Annotated in this window: 16 protein-coding genes; 13 read left to right on the forward strand and 3 right to left on the reverse strand. The window is 44.5% G+C overall.

Translation table 11 applies throughout. From position 1 onward, the window contains the following. Positions 1–459: 459 nt before the first annotated feature. The 5 genes from A5877_RS12285 to A5877_RS12305 all read left to right on the forward strand — a co-directional run bounded on the left by A5877_RS12285 (position 460) and on the right by A5877_RS12305 (position 6,410). On the forward strand, positions 460–3,105 hold the full coding sequence (locus tag A5877_RS12285) for a valine--tRNA ligase (protein ID WP_061053800.1): 2,646 nt from the start codon (positions 460–462) through the stop codon (positions 3,103–3,105). Between the two features lie 148 nt (positions 3,106–3,253). Then, positions 3,254–4,567, forward strand: a complete 1,314-nt coding sequence (locus tag A5877_RS12290) for a folylpolyglutamate synthase/dihydrofolate synthase family protein (protein WP_016611928.1) — start codon at positions 3,254–3,256, stop codon at positions 4,565–4,567. Then, positions 4,560–5,234, forward strand: coding sequence for an HAD family phosphatase (locus A5877_RS12295; RefSeq protein ID WP_086316928.1), 675 nt, complete (start codon positions 4,560–4,562; stop codon positions 5,232–5,234). The genes A5877_RS12290 and A5877_RS12295 overlap by 8 nt, the downstream gene beginning before the upstream one ends. 82 nt (positions 5,235–5,316) lie before the next feature. Further along, positions 5,317–6,009: a DNA repair protein RadC gene (radC, locus tag A5877_RS12300; protein WP_008377042.1), complete on the forward strand. Its 693-nt coding sequence runs from the start codon at positions 5,317–5,319 to the stop codon at positions 6,007–6,009. A gap of 200 nt (positions 6,010–6,209) precedes the next feature. Then, a complete protein-coding gene (locus A5877_RS12305; RefSeq protein WP_005225155.1) occupies positions 6,210–6,410 on the forward strand; it encodes a cold-shock protein in 201 nt (66 codons plus the stop codon). A 142-nt stretch (positions 6,411–6,552) separates the two neighbouring features. Here A5877_RS12305 and A5877_RS12310 read toward each other — a convergent pair whose 3' ends face one another. Together A5877_RS12310 and A5877_RS12315 are read right to left on the reverse strand one after the other, a co-directional pair. Next, positions 6,553–8,232, reverse strand: a complete 1,680-nt coding sequence (locus A5877_RS12310; RefSeq protein WP_005237517.1) for a ribonuclease J1 — start codon at positions 8,230–8,232, stop codon at positions 6,553–6,555. A 1-nt stretch (position 8,233) separates the two neighbouring features. Next, a complete protein-coding gene (locus A5877_RS12315; RefSeq protein ID WP_005225157.1) occupies positions 8,234–8,446 on the reverse strand; it encodes a DNA-directed RNA polymerase subunit epsilon in 213 nt (70 codons plus the stop codon). Positions 8,447–8,848: 402 nt separating this feature from the next. Between A5877_RS12315 and A5877_RS12320 the strand changes: the two genes are divergently transcribed. The 3 genes from A5877_RS12320 (at position 8,849) to A5877_RS12330 (ending at position 12,992) form a co-directional block, all read left to right on the forward strand. After that, positions 8,849–10,582 carry an ABC transporter ATP-binding protein gene (locus A5877_RS12320; RefSeq protein WP_086316929.1) on the forward strand — a complete coding sequence of 578 codons (1,734 nt, stop codon included), beginning with the start codon at positions 8,849–8,851 and terminating at the stop codon, positions 10,580–10,582. Then, positions 10,579–12,336, forward strand: coding sequence for an ABC transporter ATP-binding protein (locus A5877_RS12325; RefSeq protein WP_005237514.1), 1,758 nt, complete (start codon positions 10,579–10,581; stop codon positions 12,334–12,336). The genes A5877_RS12320 and A5877_RS12325 overlap by 4 nt, the downstream gene beginning before the upstream one ends. Positions 12,337–12,446: 110 nt before the next feature. Next, the gene (locus tag A5877_RS12330; protein WP_008377054.1) at positions 12,447–12,992 is read left to right on the forward strand and encodes a gamma carbonic anhydrase family protein; all 546 of its coding nucleotides are present in this window, start codon (positions 12,447–12,449) and stop codon (positions 12,990–12,992) included. Positions 12,993–13,052: 60 nt separating this feature from the next. Here the strand turns inward: A5877_RS12330 and clpP are convergent, their stop codons facing one another. Next, a complete protein-coding gene (clpP, locus tag A5877_RS12335) occupies positions 13,053–13,643 on the reverse strand; it encodes an ATP-dependent Clp endopeptidase proteolytic subunit ClpP (RefSeq protein WP_005225161.1) in 591 nt (196 codons plus the stop codon). A 175-nt stretch (positions 13,644–13,818) separates the two neighbouring features. Here clpP and A5877_RS12340 point away from each other — a divergent pair, with 175 nt between their 5' ends. The 5 genes from A5877_RS12340 to A5877_RS12365 all read left to right on the forward strand — a co-directional run bounded on the left by A5877_RS12340 (position 13,819) and on the right by A5877_RS12365 (position 18,132). Continuing rightward, positions 13,819–14,337 (forward strand): hypothetical protein, encoded by a 519-nt coding sequence (locus A5877_RS12340; protein ID WP_008377057.1) that lies wholly within the window; start codon positions 13,819–13,821, stop codon positions 14,335–14,337. A gap of 221 nt (positions 14,338–14,558) precedes the next feature. After that, positions 14,559–15,308: a glycerophosphodiester phosphodiesterase gene (locus A5877_RS12350; RefSeq protein ID WP_086316930.1), complete on the forward strand. Its 750-nt coding sequence runs from the start codon at positions 14,559–14,561 to the stop codon at positions 15,306–15,308. After that, a complete protein-coding gene (miaA, locus tag A5877_RS12355; RefSeq protein WP_016611941.1) occupies positions 15,305–16,222 on the forward strand; it encodes a tRNA (adenosine(37)-N6)-dimethylallyltransferase MiaA in 918 nt (305 codons plus the stop codon). Before A5877_RS12350 ends, miaA begins: the two co-directional genes overlap by 4 nt. Continuing rightward, positions 16,219–17,463, forward strand: coding sequence for a GTPase HflX (gene hflX / locus A5877_RS12360; protein ID WP_005225165.1), 1,245 nt, complete (start codon positions 16,219–16,221; stop codon positions 17,461–17,463). Before miaA ends, hflX begins: the two co-directional genes overlap by 4 nt. A 288-nt stretch (positions 17,464–17,751) precedes the next feature. Next, the gene (locus A5877_RS12365) at positions 17,752–18,132 is read left to right on the forward strand and encodes a MerR family transcriptional regulator (RefSeq protein WP_005225166.1); all 381 of its coding nucleotides are present in this window, start codon (positions 17,752–17,754) and stop codon (positions 18,130–18,132) included. Positions 18,133–18,138: the final 6 nt, after the last annotated feature.

Consider the following 18,138-nt stretch of genomic DNA (forward strand, 5'->3'; position numbering starts at 1 on the left):
AGATGATGAACAGTACTAGGCGACCGTAGGGAGCGTAGTAACCATACTAGGAATCACTATGACTGGCCCACAAAGAAGGACAGAGCAGATGATGAACAGTACTAGGCGACCAAAGGGAGCGTAGTAACCATACTAGGAATCACTATGATTGGCCCACAAAGTGGACAGAGCAGATGATGAACAGTACGCGAAGTCACCAAAATTGGTTCACGAAGCGAGTTAGATCGGTTGCCAAAGGCCCTAAGACACAATAGAGGATCACGGAAGTGAGCCATGAACTCTGTAAGAAACGTACTTTTTACGAACAACAAACGAGGCGTCAACAAACAACGGATAATCATCTCTACCACTGCACTCATCCTGAACGATTCGAACATTTTCGTGCTTTACCCAGCAACAGGCACCAAAAAACCACACCAACCATTACGTTTAAAAAACGTAACTTTAGGAGGACCAACTATGACAGAAACTGAGAATCTATCCACCAAGTACAATCCCCAAGAAGTAGAAGCCGGGCGTTACCAAGATTGGTTAGAGCATGACCGTTTTAAACCAAGCGGCAATAAAGAAGCAAAACCTTATTCTATCGTGATTCCACCACCAAACGTAACAGGAAAATTGCACTTAGGTCATGCCTGGGATACCACGTTACAAGACATCATCATTCGTCAAAAACGGATGCAAGGGTATGACACCTTATGGCTGCCAGGAATGGACCATGCCGGGATCGCTACCCAAGCCAAAGTAGAAGAAAAGCTGCGGGAACAAGGAATTTCTCGCTATGACCTTGGTCGGGAAAAATTTGTTGAACAAGTATGGGATTGGAAAGAAGAATATGCCGGTCACATTCGGGAACAATGGGCGAAACTAGGCTTATCCCTAGACTATAGCCGTGAACGGTTCACATTAGATGATGGATTATCCGAAGCGGTTCGTAAAGTTTTCGTGACGCTATATGAAAAAGGCTTGATCTATCGTGGCGAGTACATCATCAACTGGGATCCGCAAGCCCGCACGGCATTATCTGATATTGAAGTGATCCACAAAGACATCGAAGGTGCTTTTTACCACATGTCTTACGAATTAGCGGATGGCAGCGGCGTGGTGGAGATCGCAACGACTCGCCCAGAAACGATGTTGGGGGATACAGCAGTCGCGGTTCATCCAGAAGATGAACGCTATCAAGCATTGATTGGTAAGAAAGTGATCTTGCCTTTGGTCAATAAAGAGATCCCAATCATCGCTGATGAGTACGTGGACCAAGAATTTGGAACAGGGGTCGTAAAAATCACTCCTGCCCATGACCCGAATGACTTCGAGGTCGGTAACCGCCATGACCTACCACGGGTCAATGTCATGAATGATGACGGAACAATGAATGACTTAGCAGGTACCTATGCAGGCATGGATCGTTTTGCTGCTCGCAAGCAAATCGTGAAAGATTTAGAAGCGTTAGGTCGTCTGATCAAAATCGAAAAAATGGTCCATAGCGTAGGTCACTCAGAACGGACAGGCGTAGTAGTCGAACCTCGTTTATCGACACAATGGTTCGTAAAAATGGAACCATTAGCAAAACAAGCCATCGACAACCAAGAAACCGACGATGCGGTGGACTTTTATCCGCCACGTTTCAACCAAACATTCTTACGTTGGATGGAAAATGTCCATGACTGGGTTATCTCTCGTCAGTTGTGGTGGGGCCATCAAATCCCAGCTTGGTACCACAAAGAAACGGGGGAAATGTATGTAGGACTTGAAGCGCCAGCAGATGCCGAAAATTGGCAGCAAGATCCAGACGTATTGGATACATGGTTTAGTTCTGCTTTATGGCCGTTTTCAACGATGGGGTGGCCAGATGAAAACAATGAAGATTTCCAACGCTACTTCCCAACGAATACATTAGTAACTGGTTACGACATCATTTTCTTCTGGGTAAGCCGTATGATTTTCCAAAGCTTGGAATTTACTGGCAAACGACCATTTGAAAATGTCTTGATCCATGGATTGATCCGTGATGAACAAGGTCGCAAAATGAGTAAGTCTCTTGGAAACGGGATCGATCCGATGGAAGTCATTGAACAATACGGTGCTGATGCATTGCGTTGGTTCTTATCAAATGGCTCTGCACCGGGACAAGACGTGCGTTTCAGCTATGAGAAAATGGATGCTGCTTGGAACTTCATCAATAAAATTTGGAATGCTTCCCGTTTTGTCTTAATGAATGTCAGCGAAATGACTGCAGAAGACATTGATTTTTCTGGTGAAAAATCAGTGGCGGATCGTTGGATCTTGACGCGCTTGAATGAAACGATTGAAAAAGTCACTGACCTTTTTGAACGCTTCGAATTTGGTGAAGCAGGTCGTCAATTATACAACTTTATCTGGGATGATTTCTGTGACTGGTACATTGAAATGTCGAAAGAAACGTTATATGGTGACAATGAAGCAGCGAAACAAGTTAACAAGAGCATCTTAGTCCATGTTCTTGATCAAATTTTACGCTTGTTGCACCCAATCATGCCATTTGTTACAGAAGAAATCTGGAGCAAGCTGCCGCATACAGGGGAATCATTAGTCGTTGCTGAGTATCCACAAGTGGCTCCAGAATGGACGGATGAAAAAGCGGCGCAAGGGATGGAAGTGTTGAAAGAATTGATTCGTTCGGTTCGAAACATCCGAGCAGAAGTAAATACACCACTTTCGAAACCAATCACTTTGCTGATCCAAGCAAATGAGCCTGAGATCGAAGAATTCTTGATCGCTAACAAAAACTATATCGAACGCTTCTGTAATCCAGAAGAACTAGAAATCTCTAACAGCTTGCAAGCCCCTGAATTGGCGATGTCTGCCATCCTATCAGGTGCGACGATCTACTTGCCACTAGCTGGGTTGATCAACATTGAAGAAGAAATCGCGCGTTTGGAGAAAGAACTAGCGAAGTTCACCCAAGAAGTTCAACGGGTACAAGGCAAACTGGCGAACGAACGCTTCGTTGCCAATGCGCCTGAGGAAGTCGTGGCACAAGAACGCAGCAAAGAAGCCGATTATCTTGAAAAACAAAAAGCCGTTCAAGAACGGATCGAACAATTACGCACAATCCAATAGGATGAGCACATCACACGCAAACAAGCATCTTTCGGAGATGCTTGTTTTTGCTTATTCAATAGAAACAGGGCGAACAATTTTCTCGTTTAAAGGAAAGAAATTGGGAAAGCCGTTCATTTTTTGTTAAAATAGGAGCGAGGTGAGCGAGATGACAAGCGAAGAAGCAACAGCGTGGATCCATTCGCGTTTGACATTTGGGCAAAGACCTGGATTGATGCGTGTCGAAGCATTATTAAAACGGATGGGTAATCCTGAAAAAAAGGTGACCATGATCCATATCGCCGGTACGAATGGCAAAGGATCGACCGTCAGTTATTTGCGCAGTCTTTTAGAAGAAGCTGGGCAGCAAGTGGGGACCTTTACTTCCCCACACATTGAAGCGTTCAATGAACGAATTGAAATCAACGGACAATTTATATCAGATGAGGACTTGGTCGCTTGGGTGGAAAAAATCCAGCCGCTGGTTGCTGAAATTGATCGCGATGAAACGTTGACGGGCATTACCCAGTTCGAGATCATTACCGCTATGGCATTAGGCTATTTTGAAGAAAAAAAGGTCGATGTTGCGATTATTGAAGTTGGCTTAGGGGGACTCTTAGATAGTACCAACGTTATTTCTCCTATTTTGACCGCGATCACGACGATCGGCATGGATCACATGGATGTCTTAGGGGATACCATTGAAGCGATCGCTGCCCATAAGGCAGGGATCATCAAGCCGCAAACACCCCTTGTTACTGGCAATATCGTTGAAAGTGCGCTTTCGGTGATCGATTTGAAAGCTACAGAAGCACAGGCACCTGCTTATCATGCAGGGCAAGAGTACCGTGTGACCTATCGTCGTCCCGATGAAGAATGGGGCGAATTATTTGATTTTGAAAATGAGCATGGCAAAATCAAAGGCTTGAAAACACCGATGTTAGGCCGCCATCAACCAGAAAATGCCGGTGTTGCGATCCAATTATACAGCCTGTATTGCGACCTGCGGCAACTGCCCTTTTCAGCCAAAGAGATTCGCAATGGCTTGCGAAAAGCCTATTGGCCCGCCCGGATGGAACGAATCAGTAGTGAGCCACTAGTGATTATCGATGGTGCCCATAACGTACACGCCATGGCTCGTTTAGTAGATACGATGAAAGAAGAGTTCAGCGAATATCGCATCCATGTACTGTTTTCAGCGCTTGAAACCAAAAACGTCAATGAGATGCTTCAGCAATTGCTATCGATTCCCCAAGCCGAGATTTATTTAACGACCTTCGATTTTCCCAAAGCACTGCATTTGGCAGACGGCTATCAGGAACTTGATGAAAAACGAATCTCAACCGTTTCTTTATGGCAGTTTGGCTTGGCAGAATTATTAGAAAAAATGACCAATGAAGATTTGCTGCTGGTGACAGGATCCTTGTATTTTGTTTCAGAAGTTCGTGAATTGTTATTGGCAATAGGAGGAAGAAATGGCTAAGTTACGTGGTGTGATTTTCGATATGGACGGCTTGATTTTTGACACGGAGCTGCTTTATTACCAAGCGACTCAAATCGTGGCTGATCAAATGGGTATTCCCTATACAAAAGAGTTATACCTAGCCTATGTAGGTGTTTCGGATGAAGAAGTCTGGGCAGCTTATCATGAGAGATTCGATGAAGCCTTTGGTCATCAGATGATTGAAGAATTTATTCAAGCGGCTTTTCAGCAAACGTTGGAAATGTTCCAACGGGGCGAGGCTGAATTGAAGCCGGGGATCCACGAGTTATTGCATTATCTTGATGAGAAAAAGATTCCCCGAGTGTTGGCGTCTAGTAACCAGCGCAAAGTGATCGACACCTTGCTGGAAGCAGCAGACTTAACGGCGGAATTTCCTAAGATTGTCTGCTTTGGTGATGTCACACGGGCAAAACCAGATCCTGAGATTTTTGAAAAAGCTCATGCATTACTGGCGGTACCAAAAGAAGAATTGGTGATCCTTGAGGATTCGGCTAACGGTATTCATGCTGCTCATGGGGCTGGGATCTCAGTCATTATGATTCCCGATTTGATCGCGCCGACGACCATCATTGAAGAAAAAGTCTTGAAAGTCTTGCCTTCACTAGAGGATGTCCCAGATTTTCTAGAAACGGCTTTTTCGATTTAACTGTGATTTTTTGCGCATCTTATTCATGAAATACTCTCTCCTTTGCGTATCTTTTATTAGACCGACGCAAAGGAGTTTTTTTATGATCAATGAAACAGAGATTCCCCAAAGCTCGTTTCCACGAGAGCGCTTAGTGCAATATGGGGTTGATGCCCTTTCGAACCAAGAACTGTTGGCAATTTTGTTGCGGACTGGCTCACGGCCCCTAAATGTCTTGGAATTAGCGGCTAGTGTCTTGAATCGTTTTGAAGAATTGTATGAATTAAAAGAAGCGACAATCGATGAATTACAAGAAATTCGCGGCGTCGGACAAATCAAAGCCATCGAGATCAAAGCGATGATTGAATTAGGTGTGCGGATCCAGCGGTCTGTTCAACCAAAGTACGGCAAGATCAACTCCAGTATGGCGATCGCTCATCAGCTGATCCAAGAATTAAAAGACTTTCGTCAGGAGCACTTGCTAGGGATTTATTTGAATACCAAAAATGAGATCATTCAAAAAAAGACGATCTTCATCGGATCGTTGAATCAGTCGATCGCTCACCCACGGGAGATTTTTCATTGGGCGGTACGCTACAGTGCCGCACGAGTGATCGTCGTTCACAACCACCCAAGTGGAAGTCCTCAAGCCTCAGAGGCAGATCTGCTGTTTACACGCCGCTTGATCAAGTGCGGAGACTTGATGGGGATCGAACTACTGGATCATTTAATTATTGGCGACAATGCCTATGTTAGTTTGCGAGAAGAAGGCCTCTGGCATCAAGAAATTTGCTGACACAACGGCTAATTTGCGAACATTATTAAAAATAAAGGTGAATTGTCTAATCGTCTGTCTTGCAAAAAAATACGGGCAAGTGTAAAATATTATTGTAATTTTGTTTGCTGAATAGATGTTGAAACGCACGTTAGGCCTCTATCGCACAAAGGCAATGTTACACATAATTAAGTGCTTATGCACGAGGAGGTTTTTTTATAATGGAACAAGGTACAGTAAAATGGTTCAATGCTGAAAAAGGGTTTGGTTTTATCTCTCGCGAAGACGGTACAGACGTATTTGTACACTTTTCAGCGATCCAAGGTGAAGGATTCAAAACTTTAGAAGAAGGTCAAGCAGTAACTTTCGACGTGGAAGATTCTGATCGTGGACCTCAAGCAGTTAACGTAAACAAAGCGTAAGCTTTCAAACAAACTGCCAGTAAGAGCACTTTGAAATCAAAAACCCAAAAGACCATCGATTCGATGGTCTTTTTTTTCTTTTTGCAACGGAAAGGAAAAAGGGGAGTTCCCAGTAACCTGAGAACTCCCCTTGCATGTGAAACTATAAATTATCCGGTGTCATGATCATTGAAAGGATCATTGGATGACGCTCGGTTTTTTCAAATAGGAATGGCTGTAAAGCCGATGACATCGCTTCTCTTAATTTGTGCTCTGTTGGGTCTGGTTGGTTCAAGACTTCTCGCAACGCACGGAAGAGAATTTGTTGGGCTTCGTTGATCATCTCGCCGGATTCCCGCATGTAAACAAACCCACGAGAAAGAATATCTGGTCCAGCAAGAACTTCTTTCTTCGCCACATCGACTGTCGCTACCGCTAAGACGAGGCCTTCTTCTGAAAGAATACGACGATCTCGTAAGACGACATTCCCGATATCACCGATACCGCTGCCGTCGACATAAACATCATTGGCATTGAAATGACCAGCCAAGCGAGCGGTATCCGCTGTTAAGGCCAACATGTCACCATTTTCCATAATGAAACAATTTTCTTTTGGTACACCGACATCTTGTGCCAGTTGGGTGTGGATGTTCAGCATCCGAAATTCCCCATGGACAGGCATGAAGAATTTTGGCTTCATTAGACGCAACATCAGTTTTTGTTCTTCTTGGCCACCATGACCAGAAGTATGGATGTTGTTCAATTTGCCATGGATCACGTTTGCGCCAGCTTCCAACAGCAAGTTGATCAGCTGATTGACACTCGTGGTATTTCCTGGAATCGGTGAGCTTGAGAAAATCACGGTATCATCTGGGTGAATTTGGATTTGACGGTGAGTCCCGTTGGCAATCCGACTCAAAGCAGCCATCGGCTCTCCTTGAGAACCCGTACAAAGGATCATCGTTTCATTTGCAGGCAAACGATTGATCTCATGAGATTCCACAAATGTACCATCTGGCACCTTGATATAGCCAAGGCGCTGTCCATTGACGATCGCATTTTCCATACTGCGTCCAAAAACGGCGATTTTACGTCCAGTCGCAACCGCCGCATCTGCAGCTTGTTGGAGCCGGAAAATATTGGAAGCAAAGCTGGCAAAAATGATCCGACCATCGATTTTTTCAAAAATCTTTTGAATCGAGCTGCCGATCGTTTTTTCTGATTTGGTAAAGGTTGGAATTTCTGCATTGGTACTATCGGAAAGGAGGCAAAGGACGCCTTCCTCACCAATTTTTGCCATTTTGTGCAAGTTTGCTGGTTCGCCCACAGGCGTAAAGTCAAACTTGAAATCGCCAGTTGCGACGATATTGCCAGAAGGCGTTTTGACAACGACACCTAAAGCATCAGGGATACTGTGGGTCGTTCGGAAGAAGCTGATGGACGTTTTACGGAAACGAATCACCGTATCTTCATTGATTTCGTGTAATTCCGCGTCCCGCAATAAGCCATGCTCATCTAATTTGTTGGTGATCAAAGCAAGTGCCAAGGGTCCCGCATAGATTGGGATATTGGCTTCCCGCAACAAGTAAGGGATTCCGCCAATATGGTCTTCGTGACCATGAGTAACGATCAAGCCTTTGACTTTCGGTAAATTTTGAACGATGTAGCTATAATCGGAAATGACATAGTCGATCCCAAGCAGTTCATCTTCGGGGAATTTGATTCCCGCGTCAATTAAGATGATCTCATCTTGGAATTGAACCCCATAACAGTTTTTTCCGATTTCGCCAAGTCCACCGACGCCGAATACGCCGGTCTCATTATTTTTCAGCGAAACTTTCATCTTAAAACTCCGCTAATTTGAAATCAGCGTTTTCTTTTTCGTAAGCTAAATGTTTTTCATCTAGTTCTTGAACGAACTCGATGTTGTATGGGGTATTTTGTTCCACTAGACGGCGTGCGATCACTGCATCGTCTGCTTCAATGTACAAAGAGTGGGTTTGTTCTCTCTTTGGGTTGCGGTCTTTTGTTTCTTGGTAATAAATTTTGTAAATCATATCTTTTCTCCTTTATCTGCTTTTCGCAGTAGTCTATTTGGTTGATGAATTCGCTGCATCAAAAAATCGAGGTCCGAATAAAGTGACCTGAAAAGAAGGCTTCGAGAGCCGCTGCATGCTTTTTTCAGACAATCGTTGTGAGAAAAAAGAGAAAGCCTCGTCTTTGCTTTCCAAATGTCGTCATAAAAAATTCACCGGGTTTGTAAGTCGTTCCACTACAAGTATCCCTAGTTTATCACAGAAAAACGAATAAGTATAGAAACACGTCATTTTTGAAAAGGCTTACTGAAAGAAAATGAAACGACTATTTCCGAAGTTTACTTTTTTTCGTTGAAAGTGCATTACAATAAGAATATTCCTATGCTATAGTAGAAGTAATGAAGTAAAAAAGGAGGGGATTTTTTGAAATTAATGTGGCACTATACGATGAGAAACAAAAAACTGCTGGTTTTTAATTTCATCTGTGTTTTTGGTTTTATTTTGATTGAATTAGGTTTGCCGACGTTATTGGCAAGAATGATCGACAAAGGGATCGCCGCTGGTGATCGCGACTACATATGGAAAATGGGTGCGGCGATGATCGCGATCACCATTGTGGGGATCACGATGAACATTTTGTTAGGCTATTTCACGTCACGTATCACCACTAACATTGTGGCAGATATTCGTGACGATCTTTTTGAAAAAGTCCAAGGCTATTCACATACTGAATATGAAAAAATCGGGGTTTCATCATTGATCACCCGTGTGACCAATGATGCGTATCAAATCATGCTGTTTATGCAAAGCATCTTACGGACGGGTTTGATGACACCCATGATGTTTGTGGTCAGCTTGTACATGGTCATGCGGACAAGTACACAACTAGGATTATATGTCTTGGGGGCATTGCCGATATTGCTAATGGCAGTCATCGCCATTGCCAAAATCTCGGAACCATTATCCACCAAGCAACAAGCCAATCTAGATAAAATCAATGGCATTTTGCGGGAAAATCTCTCTGGTTTACGAGTGATCCGTGCCTTCGTCAATGAAAAATTTGAAGAAAAACGCTTTGGCAAAGTCAACCAAGCCTATGCGTCTAGTTCTCGCAGCTTGTTTCGCTTGATGGCAACGGCACAACCGGGCTTTTTCTTCTTATTCAATATCGTGATGATCTTGATTATTTGGACGGGAAGTATTCAAATCGATCAAGGGCAACTGCAAGTCGGTGACTTGATTGCGTTTATCGAATACATCTTCCATGCGCTGTTTTCTTTCATGCTGTTTGCGACCGTCTTTACGATGTATCCACGAGCGGCGGTTTCTGCTCGCCGAATCCAAGAAGCGTTAGATGCGACTTCTGAAATCAAAGAGTCAGAACAGCCAGTGACAGAAACTAAGACAAAAGGTTTCTTGGAATTTAAAAATGTTACCTTTGCTTATCCGGGACATGCCCAAAGTCCAGTGATTCGTAATGTTAGCTTTACCGCTTCACCAGGTGAAACTGTGGCGTTTATCGGTAGTACCGGGAGCGGGAAATCGACCTTGATCCAATTGATTCCGCGTTTTTACGACGTCAGTGAAGGCCAAGTCTTGGTGGATGGCGTTGACGTTCGGGATTACAGTTTAACGACTTTGCGCAACAAGATCGGGTTTATCCCTCAAAAAGCGTTGCTATTTACAGGGACGATCGCAGAAAACCTGCGCTATGGGAAAGAAGATGCCACGCAAGCAGAGCTGGAACGAGCAGCCGATATTGCGCAAGCGGCCGATTTCATTTCTCGCACACCAGATGGCTTTGATGCTCATTTGGCAGAAGGCGGAAGCAACTTCTCTGGCGGACAAAAACAACGTCTAGCGATTGCCCGTGCGGTGATTCGCCAACCAGAGATCTATATTTTTGATGATAGTTTTTCTGCATTGGATTACCAAACGGATGCAAAATTGCGGGCACGCTTGAAAAAAGAAACCACGGAATCGACCGTTTTGATCGTTGCTCAACGAGTAGGAACGATCATGAATGCCGATAAGATCGTCGTCTTGAATGAAGGCGATGTGGTTGGGATCGGTACCCACAAAGAACTGCTGCAAACTTGTCCAGTATACTACGACATTGCGGCGTCACAATTATCAGAGGAGGAGTTGGCACAATGAAAGCAATCTCTTCTTTAAAACGGTTAGGTGCTTACATCAAACCATACAAAGTACAATTTATCCTAGTCTTGCTGTTTACAGTTGCAACCGTCGGCTTCAATGCGGCAATGCCGTATGTTTCTGGATTGCCGACGACAGAGATCAGCCGCAACATCGCTGCAGGCGAAGGCGTTAATTTTGATTACGTGATCCTTTGCTTGATCTGGATCGCAGTCGTTGGTGTCGGTTACTGTTTCTCACAATTGATGTCAGGGCTGCTGATCACCAACGTTGTCCAATCTGCGATGCGAGATTTGCGGCAAGACATTGAAGAAAAAATCAATCGTCTGCCCGTTTCTTACTTCGACCGCAACCAGCAAGGGAATATCCTGTCAAGGGTGACCAATGACGTGGATGCCGTCAGCGGTGCGATGCAGCAAGCCTTGATCGGGATCGTCAATGCCTTCTTAGGAATCATTATGGCGGTTTCTATGATGTTTTATATCAATACTTACATGGCATTGGTTTCATTGATCATGATCCCAGCCTCCTTATTGATTTCTCGCACAATCGTCAAAAAGTCGCAAAAGGACTTCCAAGGCATGCAAAATGCGTTAGGAGATCTGAACGGCTACGTACAAGAAAACATGACTGGATTCAGTGTGTTGAAAGTGTATGGACGGGAAAAGCAAACACTTGAAGGGTTTAAAAACGTTAACCACCAGTTGCGCTATTACGGCTTTCGTTCTGCCTTTGTGTCAGGATTGATGATGCCGCTGGTGCAAATGACCGCTTACTTTACCTATATCGCAATGGCAGTCATGGGTAGTTTTTACGTGATCAGCGGCGTGATCGTTGTTGGTCAGCTGCAAGCGTTCATTCAATACATTTGGCAAGTCAGTCAGCCAATGGGGAACATTACCCAGTTGTCTTCCGTCTTGCAAAGTGCCTCAGCAGCAGCAAAACGGGTCTTTGAAATCTTAGATGAGGAAGAAGAGCCAGTCAATCGAACCGATATCCAATTACCGGAACAAATCAGAGGCGACGTGACCTTTGAACATGTCGGCTTTGCTTATGATCCGAAAAAACCATTGATCAAAGACTTGAACTTTGAAGTCAAAGCTGGACAAACTGTGGCGATCGTTGGACCAACAGGTGCTGGGAAAACGACCTTGATCAATTTGTTGATGCGTTTTTATGATGTCAATGAAGGGGCCATCAAGATCGACGGCATCGACACGAAGAAGATGGAACGTCACGATGTCCGCTCACTGTTTGGGATGGTTTTACAAGATGCGTGGTTGTATGAAGGCACGATCGGCGATAACATTCGCTTTGGGAAATTAGATGCCACCGATTATGAAGTCGTTGATGCAGCGAAAACCGCCAATGTGGATCACTTCATTCGTACGATGCCAGATGGCTACGAGATGATCATCAATTCTGAAGGCGACAATGTCTCTTTGGGACAAAAACAATTGTTGACCATCGCCCGGGCAGTCATCTCTGATCCGAAGATTTTGATTCTCGATGAAGCCACCAGTTCGGTAGATACCCGCTTAGAAGCGCTGATTCAAAAAGCAATGGATAAAGTGATGGAAGGTCGTACCAGCTTTGTGATCGCCCATCGTTTGTCAACGATTCGTGAAGCGGATCTGATCTTAGTGATGGATCAAGGGTCGATCATTGAAAAAGGCAATCACGAGACCTTGTTGGCAGCTGGCGGCTTTTATAGCCAACTGTATCAAAGTCAATTTTCAGAAGAAGCCGAGTAAGCCGAAAAGAGCGTCTAGTCTGACTGGCGCTCTTTTTGCATTGTAGCAAGGGTGGTGCTACAGTGAAAAAAGAAAGCGCAGATCCGTTTATGGATTGGAAGGAGAAGTTGATGGACAAAGAACAATCAGGGAATGAAACCCAAAAAACAGTTTCGCCCGCCTCGCCGCAAGCGACACCTTGTTTTGTGGCAAAAAATGCGACGATCGTAGGAAACGTGACTCTAGGAAAAGATAGTACGGTCTGGTTTCAAGCAGTGATTCGAGGCGATGCCAATCGAATCGAAATCGGCGCGCGTACCAATATTCAAGATGGAACGATCATCCACGTTGATCACGATGCCCCGACGATCGTTGAAGACGATGTGACTGTTGGGCATCAGTGTATGCTCCATGGCTGTACCATCAAAAAAGGGGCTCTGGTCGGCATGAGCTCGATCGTTTTGAATCATGCCGTGATCGGCGAAAATAGTTTGTTAGGTGCCGGTTCGTTAGTGACGGAAGGAACCGTCATTCCTCCTAATGTGTTGGCGTTTGGTCGTCCGGCACGAGTGATCCGCCCGTTGACAGAAGAAGAGATCGCCAAAAATCAGGCAAACATCACGCATTACGTGGAAAATGGGCATGCTTACCAACAAGGCCAATATGGCGAAGTCTGACGATGAACCAAAAGACGCAAAAAGGTGTACGAATTGCTTCGTACACCTTTTTATGCAAGCTTATTTCAATTTGTTTGATTCCATGATCTCGTCGATCAAGCCGTAGTCTTTGGCTTCTTGTGCGGTCATGAAGTTGTCGCGATCGGTATCGCGTTCAATCACTTCGATTGGTTGACCAGTACGTTCTGACAAGATTTTGTTCAGACGTTCGCGGGTTGCCAAAATGTGGCGGGCAGCAATTTCAATCTCAGTTGCTTGACCTTGTGCGCCACCTAATGGTTGGTGAATCATGATTTCGGCATTTGGTAACGCAAAGCGTTTGCCTTTTTCACCAGCGGTCAATAAGAATGAACCCATAGAAGCAGCCATCCCCATAACGATGGTTTGGACATCGGCTTTGATAAAGTTCATGGTATCAAAGATCGCTAGACCAGCAGTAACGCTTCCGCCAGGCGAGTTGATGTACAAGTAGATGTCTTTTTCAGAATCTTGCGCGTCTAAGAATAAAAGCTGAGCAATGATCGAGTTTGCTAAGTCATCGGTTACTTGACCACTCAACATAATGATCCGGTCTTTTAATAGACGAGAATAGATGTCATACGCTCTTTCACCGCGAGATGATTGTTCAATGACAGTAGGAATTAAATTCATAGTGATAGTCCTCCTAAAAATCGTTATAGATATAGTTTAGCATAAAGTTTTCGCAATATCTAAGAGATAGTATACCGATTAGGTCAAGAAAGGTCAAATAAAAAGTTCGTTATCTTTTTTGCGAAACTTTCAAATATGATACAATATTAAAAAAGGAATGAGGAAGGATCGAAGAATGGCAGTAGCAATAGCAGGTTTGATTGGCGTCTTAGTGGGCGCATTGTTAGTAACCATCATTTTTAATTTACGCATACGGTATGAGGAACAAAAAGAAAAACAACGCCGTTTGTTGGAGCATAAAGTCAAAGAAATCGAAACGCTGGTTTTATTGAATCAAAAAATCAGTGAGATTCTACAAAAACGGGTCATGCTGATGGATGAGTATGTCAGCTTTGATGCCTTTGACGACTGTTATATCACCATCGATGATTTTGCCTATCTACAATCTTTTGCGGCGCAAAACAGTTTTTATCTACCGAATTTTTTCTTGGAAGAATTTTTCAAAAAAATCGGGACACGTCGGGTGATTTTGTCGCCAGAGGAAACCGTTAAGATCGGTGGGTATACGTATAAAGGCGGTCGGATCATTATGGAAAATTTCCTTGATCAATTGGTTGAAATGGTCAATGAGCGTAAAAACCAAATGAAAAACATGACGAGCGAACCGTTGACCTATTTTTCAAAAACGATTTGATTCTTCTGGTCAGTCGGTCGCCTTGGTTAAGGTAACCAAACCATAGTATCGACGATTGCACTTTTTCAACTGATCACACACACTCTTACTGCGATCATAGTAAGAGTGTTTTTCTTTGACCGAAACAAAGCGCTGTCCCCTTAAAAGGATCAAAACAAACAGAGGCTTTTTGGTTCTAGCAGATTCCATGGTAAAATAAAGAGTGAGAATGGAGTGAAAGAATGATGGTACAAATCGTTGCCCACCGCGGGAGTAGCGGCAACCGACCTGAAAACACGCTACCGGCATTCGCGGAAGCGGTGCGGGTCAAAGCTGATATCATTGAGTTAGATGTACATCTATCAAAAGATGGCGGCTTGATCGTCATGCATGATGAAACGGTTGATCGAACGACCAACGGCAAAGGTCGGATCTGTGACCTGACGGTTGCTGAACTAAAAGAACTCAATGCCGGTATCTGGTTTTCTGAGGAATTCCAAGCCGCCAAAGTCCCCACGCTAAAAGAAGTGTTGGATTTACTTGCAGCGAAGAATTATCGTGGCATTTTGACGATCGAATTAAAAACCGATCATTATGAGTATGAAGGAATCGAAGCCAAAGTATCCGGCTTATTGAATAGCCAAGAATGGCCTTTTACTCATTGGTATTGTTCCTTTAATATCGAGACTTTGGATCGGATGCATGCGATCGAACCGGATGCGATCCTTGATTTTATTATGGGACGCGGGGAAGACAAACCACCGTTGGCGCTCAGCCGACCGTATATCGAAGGAATTCATCCGGCCTATCGCTGGGTCCAAGAGACAGCAACGGTCTTGACTGATTTTCCGATTGCGATCCGTCCGTGGACTGTCAATGAAGAAGCGGCGATTCGCACCTGCTTGGCTTTGGGGTTGACCGGGATCATCACCGATTTTCCAGAAAACGCTCGGGCAATTGTGCAGCAGGTCCGCGAGGAAACAAAAGGATGAAAAAAGTCTTAGTGATCGTGGGACCGACCGCAGTCGGTAAAACCGCCTTGAGTATCCAATTAGCTCAAAAATACCATGGGGAGATCATCAGCGGGGATTCCATGCAAATTTATCGACAATTAGATATCGGTACCGCCAAAGTGACGAAGGAAGAAATGGCAGGGATTCCTCATCATTTGATCGATATTCGTGCAATGACGGAAACGTATTCTGCGGCTGATTTCCAGCAAATGGGGCGTGAGGCCATTGAGACGATCCAGCAGCAAGGAAAACTGCCGATCATTGTGGGGGGGACAGGGCTATACATCCAAGCGCTTTTGTATGACTTTCGTTTAGGGGCAGAAGAAGGCGACTCAACGATTCGTCAGCGCTATGAACAAGAAGCAGCAGCCATCGGCAAAGAAGCTCTATGGCAAAAGCTGCAGGCGGTCGATCCCTTGGCAGCAGCGAAGATCCACTACAACAATGAGCGGAAAGTGATTCGTGCGTTGGAGGTTTTTGAAATGACTGGCGAAAGTATTGCTGCACCAAAAGAAACACCGCAAGTTTTGTACGATTTCTTCATGATCGGTTTAACCACTGAGCGAGAATTGTTATACCAGCGAATCAATCAGCGAGTGGACTTAATGATGGATCAAGGTTTGATCGAAGAAGCAAAAGCTGTTTTGCAGTATCCAGAAACGCAAGCCGCCAAAGGGATCGGCTACAAGGAATTTTTGCCCTATTTTCACGGGCAGGCCACATTGGATGAAACAATTGAGCAAATCAAGCAAAACTCACGCCGCTATGCCAAGCGGCAGCTGACGTGGTTCAATAACCGAGCACAGCCCCGATGGATTGATTTAGTGAGACAACCTGAAGAACAACGTACCCTTGAAACAGAAATCAACCAATGGTTGGAGGAGAAAAGATGAGCCAAGAACGTGTGATTCTTGTCGGAGTAGAAACGGAGAAAAACTATCTTCATTTTGATTCGTCAATGAAAGAATTGAAAAGCTTAACAAAAACCGCCAATGGTGAAGTTGTTTTTTCACTGGTGCAAAAACGGCAGCAAGTCGATCGACAAACCGTGATTGGCAAGGGGAAAGTTGCGGAATTGCAGCAGTTGGCAGAAGCACATGAAGCAGATCTAGTGATCTTCAATCATGAACTGACACCAAGGCAAAGCCAGTTGATCGGTGATGCGCTAGAAGTGCCAGTGATTGATCGCGTCCAGCTGATCCTCGATATTTTTGCGATGCGTGCCCGTTCCAAAGAAGGAAAGCTGCAAGTAGAATTGGCGCAGCTGGATTATTTGCTTCCACGTTTGATAGGGCAAGGAAAGAACATGTCTCGGCTGGGGGGCGGAATCGGAACGAGAGGGCCAGGGGAAACCAAGCTGGAGACCGATCGTCGACACATCCGCAACCGCATCACCATCATCAAACGGGAATTGAAGGAAGTGGCCGCCCATCGAGACCGGACACGCCAAAAGCGCAAAGACAGCCAAGTCTTTCAAATGGGCTTGATTGGTTATACCAATGCCGGAAAATCAACTATTTTAAATATTTTGACCAGTGCGGATACGTATGAACAAGACCAGCTGTTCGCAACACTCGATCCGTTGACGAAACGCTGGCGGATGCCGGAAGGATTTGAAGTCACCATTACCGATACGGTTGGCTTTATCCAAGAATTGCCGACCCAATTGATCGATGCGTTTCATTCCACACTGGAAGAAAGTCAAAACATGGACTTCTTGCTGCATGTCGTCGATGCCAGTTCCGAAGAACGGGTTCAGCAAGAGGAGACCGTCTTGAAGTTAATGGAAGAACTTTCTTTGACCCAATTACCGATGTTGACGGTCTATAATAAGGCGGATCGCATCGACGCCGATCAGTTTGTCCCAACGCTCTTTCCCAACGTCTTGATTTCGGCAAAGAGTACCAAAGGCAAAGAACGCTTGACTCAGGCGATCAAAATGGAGTTGATGCAGATCATGCAGCCTTATCATCTGGTTCTGCAAGCCGATGAAGGCAATGCGCTGAATCGTTTAAAACGGGAGTCACTAGTTTTGAGCAATGCCTTCGATGAAGCAACACAGACCTATCATATCAAAGGATTTGCGCTTGAGGATACCTATCCACTACGCAGAATGGCGCAAGAACAGGAATAAGCAGAAACGGTGCAACCGATGCACCGTTTTTTTGTCGTGACAAAATTATGAAGTATAAGTGGTTTGGCTTGCTTTGAACGCAAAAACCGAACATTTTTGGCTAAAGCACCATTTATTCCATAAAAACAACTGCTTGAACATACGATCAAATCAAGGACCTAATGAAAAAATCAAAAAAATTTGCATTCATGTCACTTTTTCTAACATGAGGGGTTGACACGCAAAAAAAGAATTGGTATAGTTTCCATAAAGTTACGCAGCATCATTGAAACGGAGGGGAGCCAAGTTATGCGGGAAAAAGAATTGCGGCGCTCAATGTCAGTCTTTCCTATCGGAACAGTCATGAAATTGACCGATCTCACCGCCCGTCAAATTCGTTATTACGAAGAACAAGAATTGATCCACCCGGAACGCAGCGATGGCAATCGACGCATGTATTCGCTGAATGATATTGATACCTTGCTAGAGATCAAAGACTATCTTTCCGATGGACTGAACATGGCTGGGATCAAACGAGTTTATGAAATGAAAGTTGCCAAAGAAAAAGAAGCGAAGAACAAACCGCCGCTGACCGATGAAGATGTTCGTCGAATTTTTTATGATGAACTCTTGGCTCAAGGTGGATTGAATCAACAACAGCCATACCAGCAAAAAGGTCCACGAATGTAGAACACT

Origin of the sequence: Enterococcus sp. 3C7_DIV0644 (assembly GCF_002141235.1) — a bacterium.
Lineage (GTDB): Bacteria > Bacillota > Bacilli > Lactobacillales > Enterococcaceae > Enterococcus_D > Enterococcus_D entomosocium.

Coding starts and splice junctions, on each gene's coding strand:
- miaA (WP_016611941.1), top strand. CDS start 15,305: ATGAAAAAAGTCTTAGTGATCGTGGGACCGACCGCAGTCGGTAAAACC.
- clpP (WP_005225161.1), bottom strand. CDS start 13,643: ATGAATTTAATTCCTACTGTCATTGAACAATCATCTCGCGGTGAAAGA.
- A5877_RS12365 (WP_005225166.1), top strand. CDS start 17,752: ATGCGGGAAAAAGAATTGCGGCGCTCAATGTCAGTCTTTCCTATCGGA.
- A5877_RS12305 (WP_005225155.1), top strand. CDS start 6,210: ATGGAACAAGGTACAGTAAAATGGTTCAATGCTGAAAAAGGGTTTGGT.
- A5877_RS12310 (WP_005237517.1), bottom strand. CDS start 8,232: ATGAAAGTTTCGCTGAAAAATAATGAGACCGGCGTATTCGGCGTCGGT.
- A5877_RS12315 (WP_005225157.1), bottom strand. CDS start 8,446: ATGATTTACAAAATTTATTACCAAGAAACAAAAGACCGCAACCCAAAG.
- A5877_RS12295 (WP_086316928.1), top strand. CDS start 4,560: ATGGCTAAGTTACGTGGTGTGATTTTCGATATGGACGGCTTGATTTTT.
- A5877_RS12350 (WP_086316930.1), top strand. CDS start 14,559: ATGATGGTACAAATCGTTGCCCACCGCGGGAGTAGCGGCAACCGACCT.
- A5877_RS12325 (WP_005237514.1), top strand. CDS start 10,579: ATGAAAGCAATCTCTTCTTTAAAACGGTTAGGTGCTTACATCAAACCA.
- hflX (WP_005225165.1), top strand. CDS start 16,219: ATGAGCCAAGAACGTGTGATTCTTGTCGGAGTAGAAACGGAGAAAAAC.
- A5877_RS12330 (WP_008377054.1), top strand. CDS start 12,447: ATGGACAAAGAACAATCAGGGAATGAAACCCAAAAAACAGTTTCGCCC.
- A5877_RS12290 (WP_016611928.1), top strand. CDS start 3,254: ATGACAAGCGAAGAAGCAACAGCGTGGATCCATTCGCGTTTGACATTT.
- A5877_RS12340 (WP_008377057.1), top strand. CDS start 13,819: ATGGCAGTAGCAATAGCAGGTTTGATTGGCGTCTTAGTGGGCGCATTG.
- radC (WP_008377042.1), top strand. CDS start 5,317: ATGATCAATGAAACAGAGATTCCCCAAAGCTCGTTTCCACGAGAGCGC.
- A5877_RS12285 (WP_061053800.1), top strand. CDS start 460: ATGACAGAAACTGAGAATCTATCCACCAAGTACAATCCCCAAGAAGTA.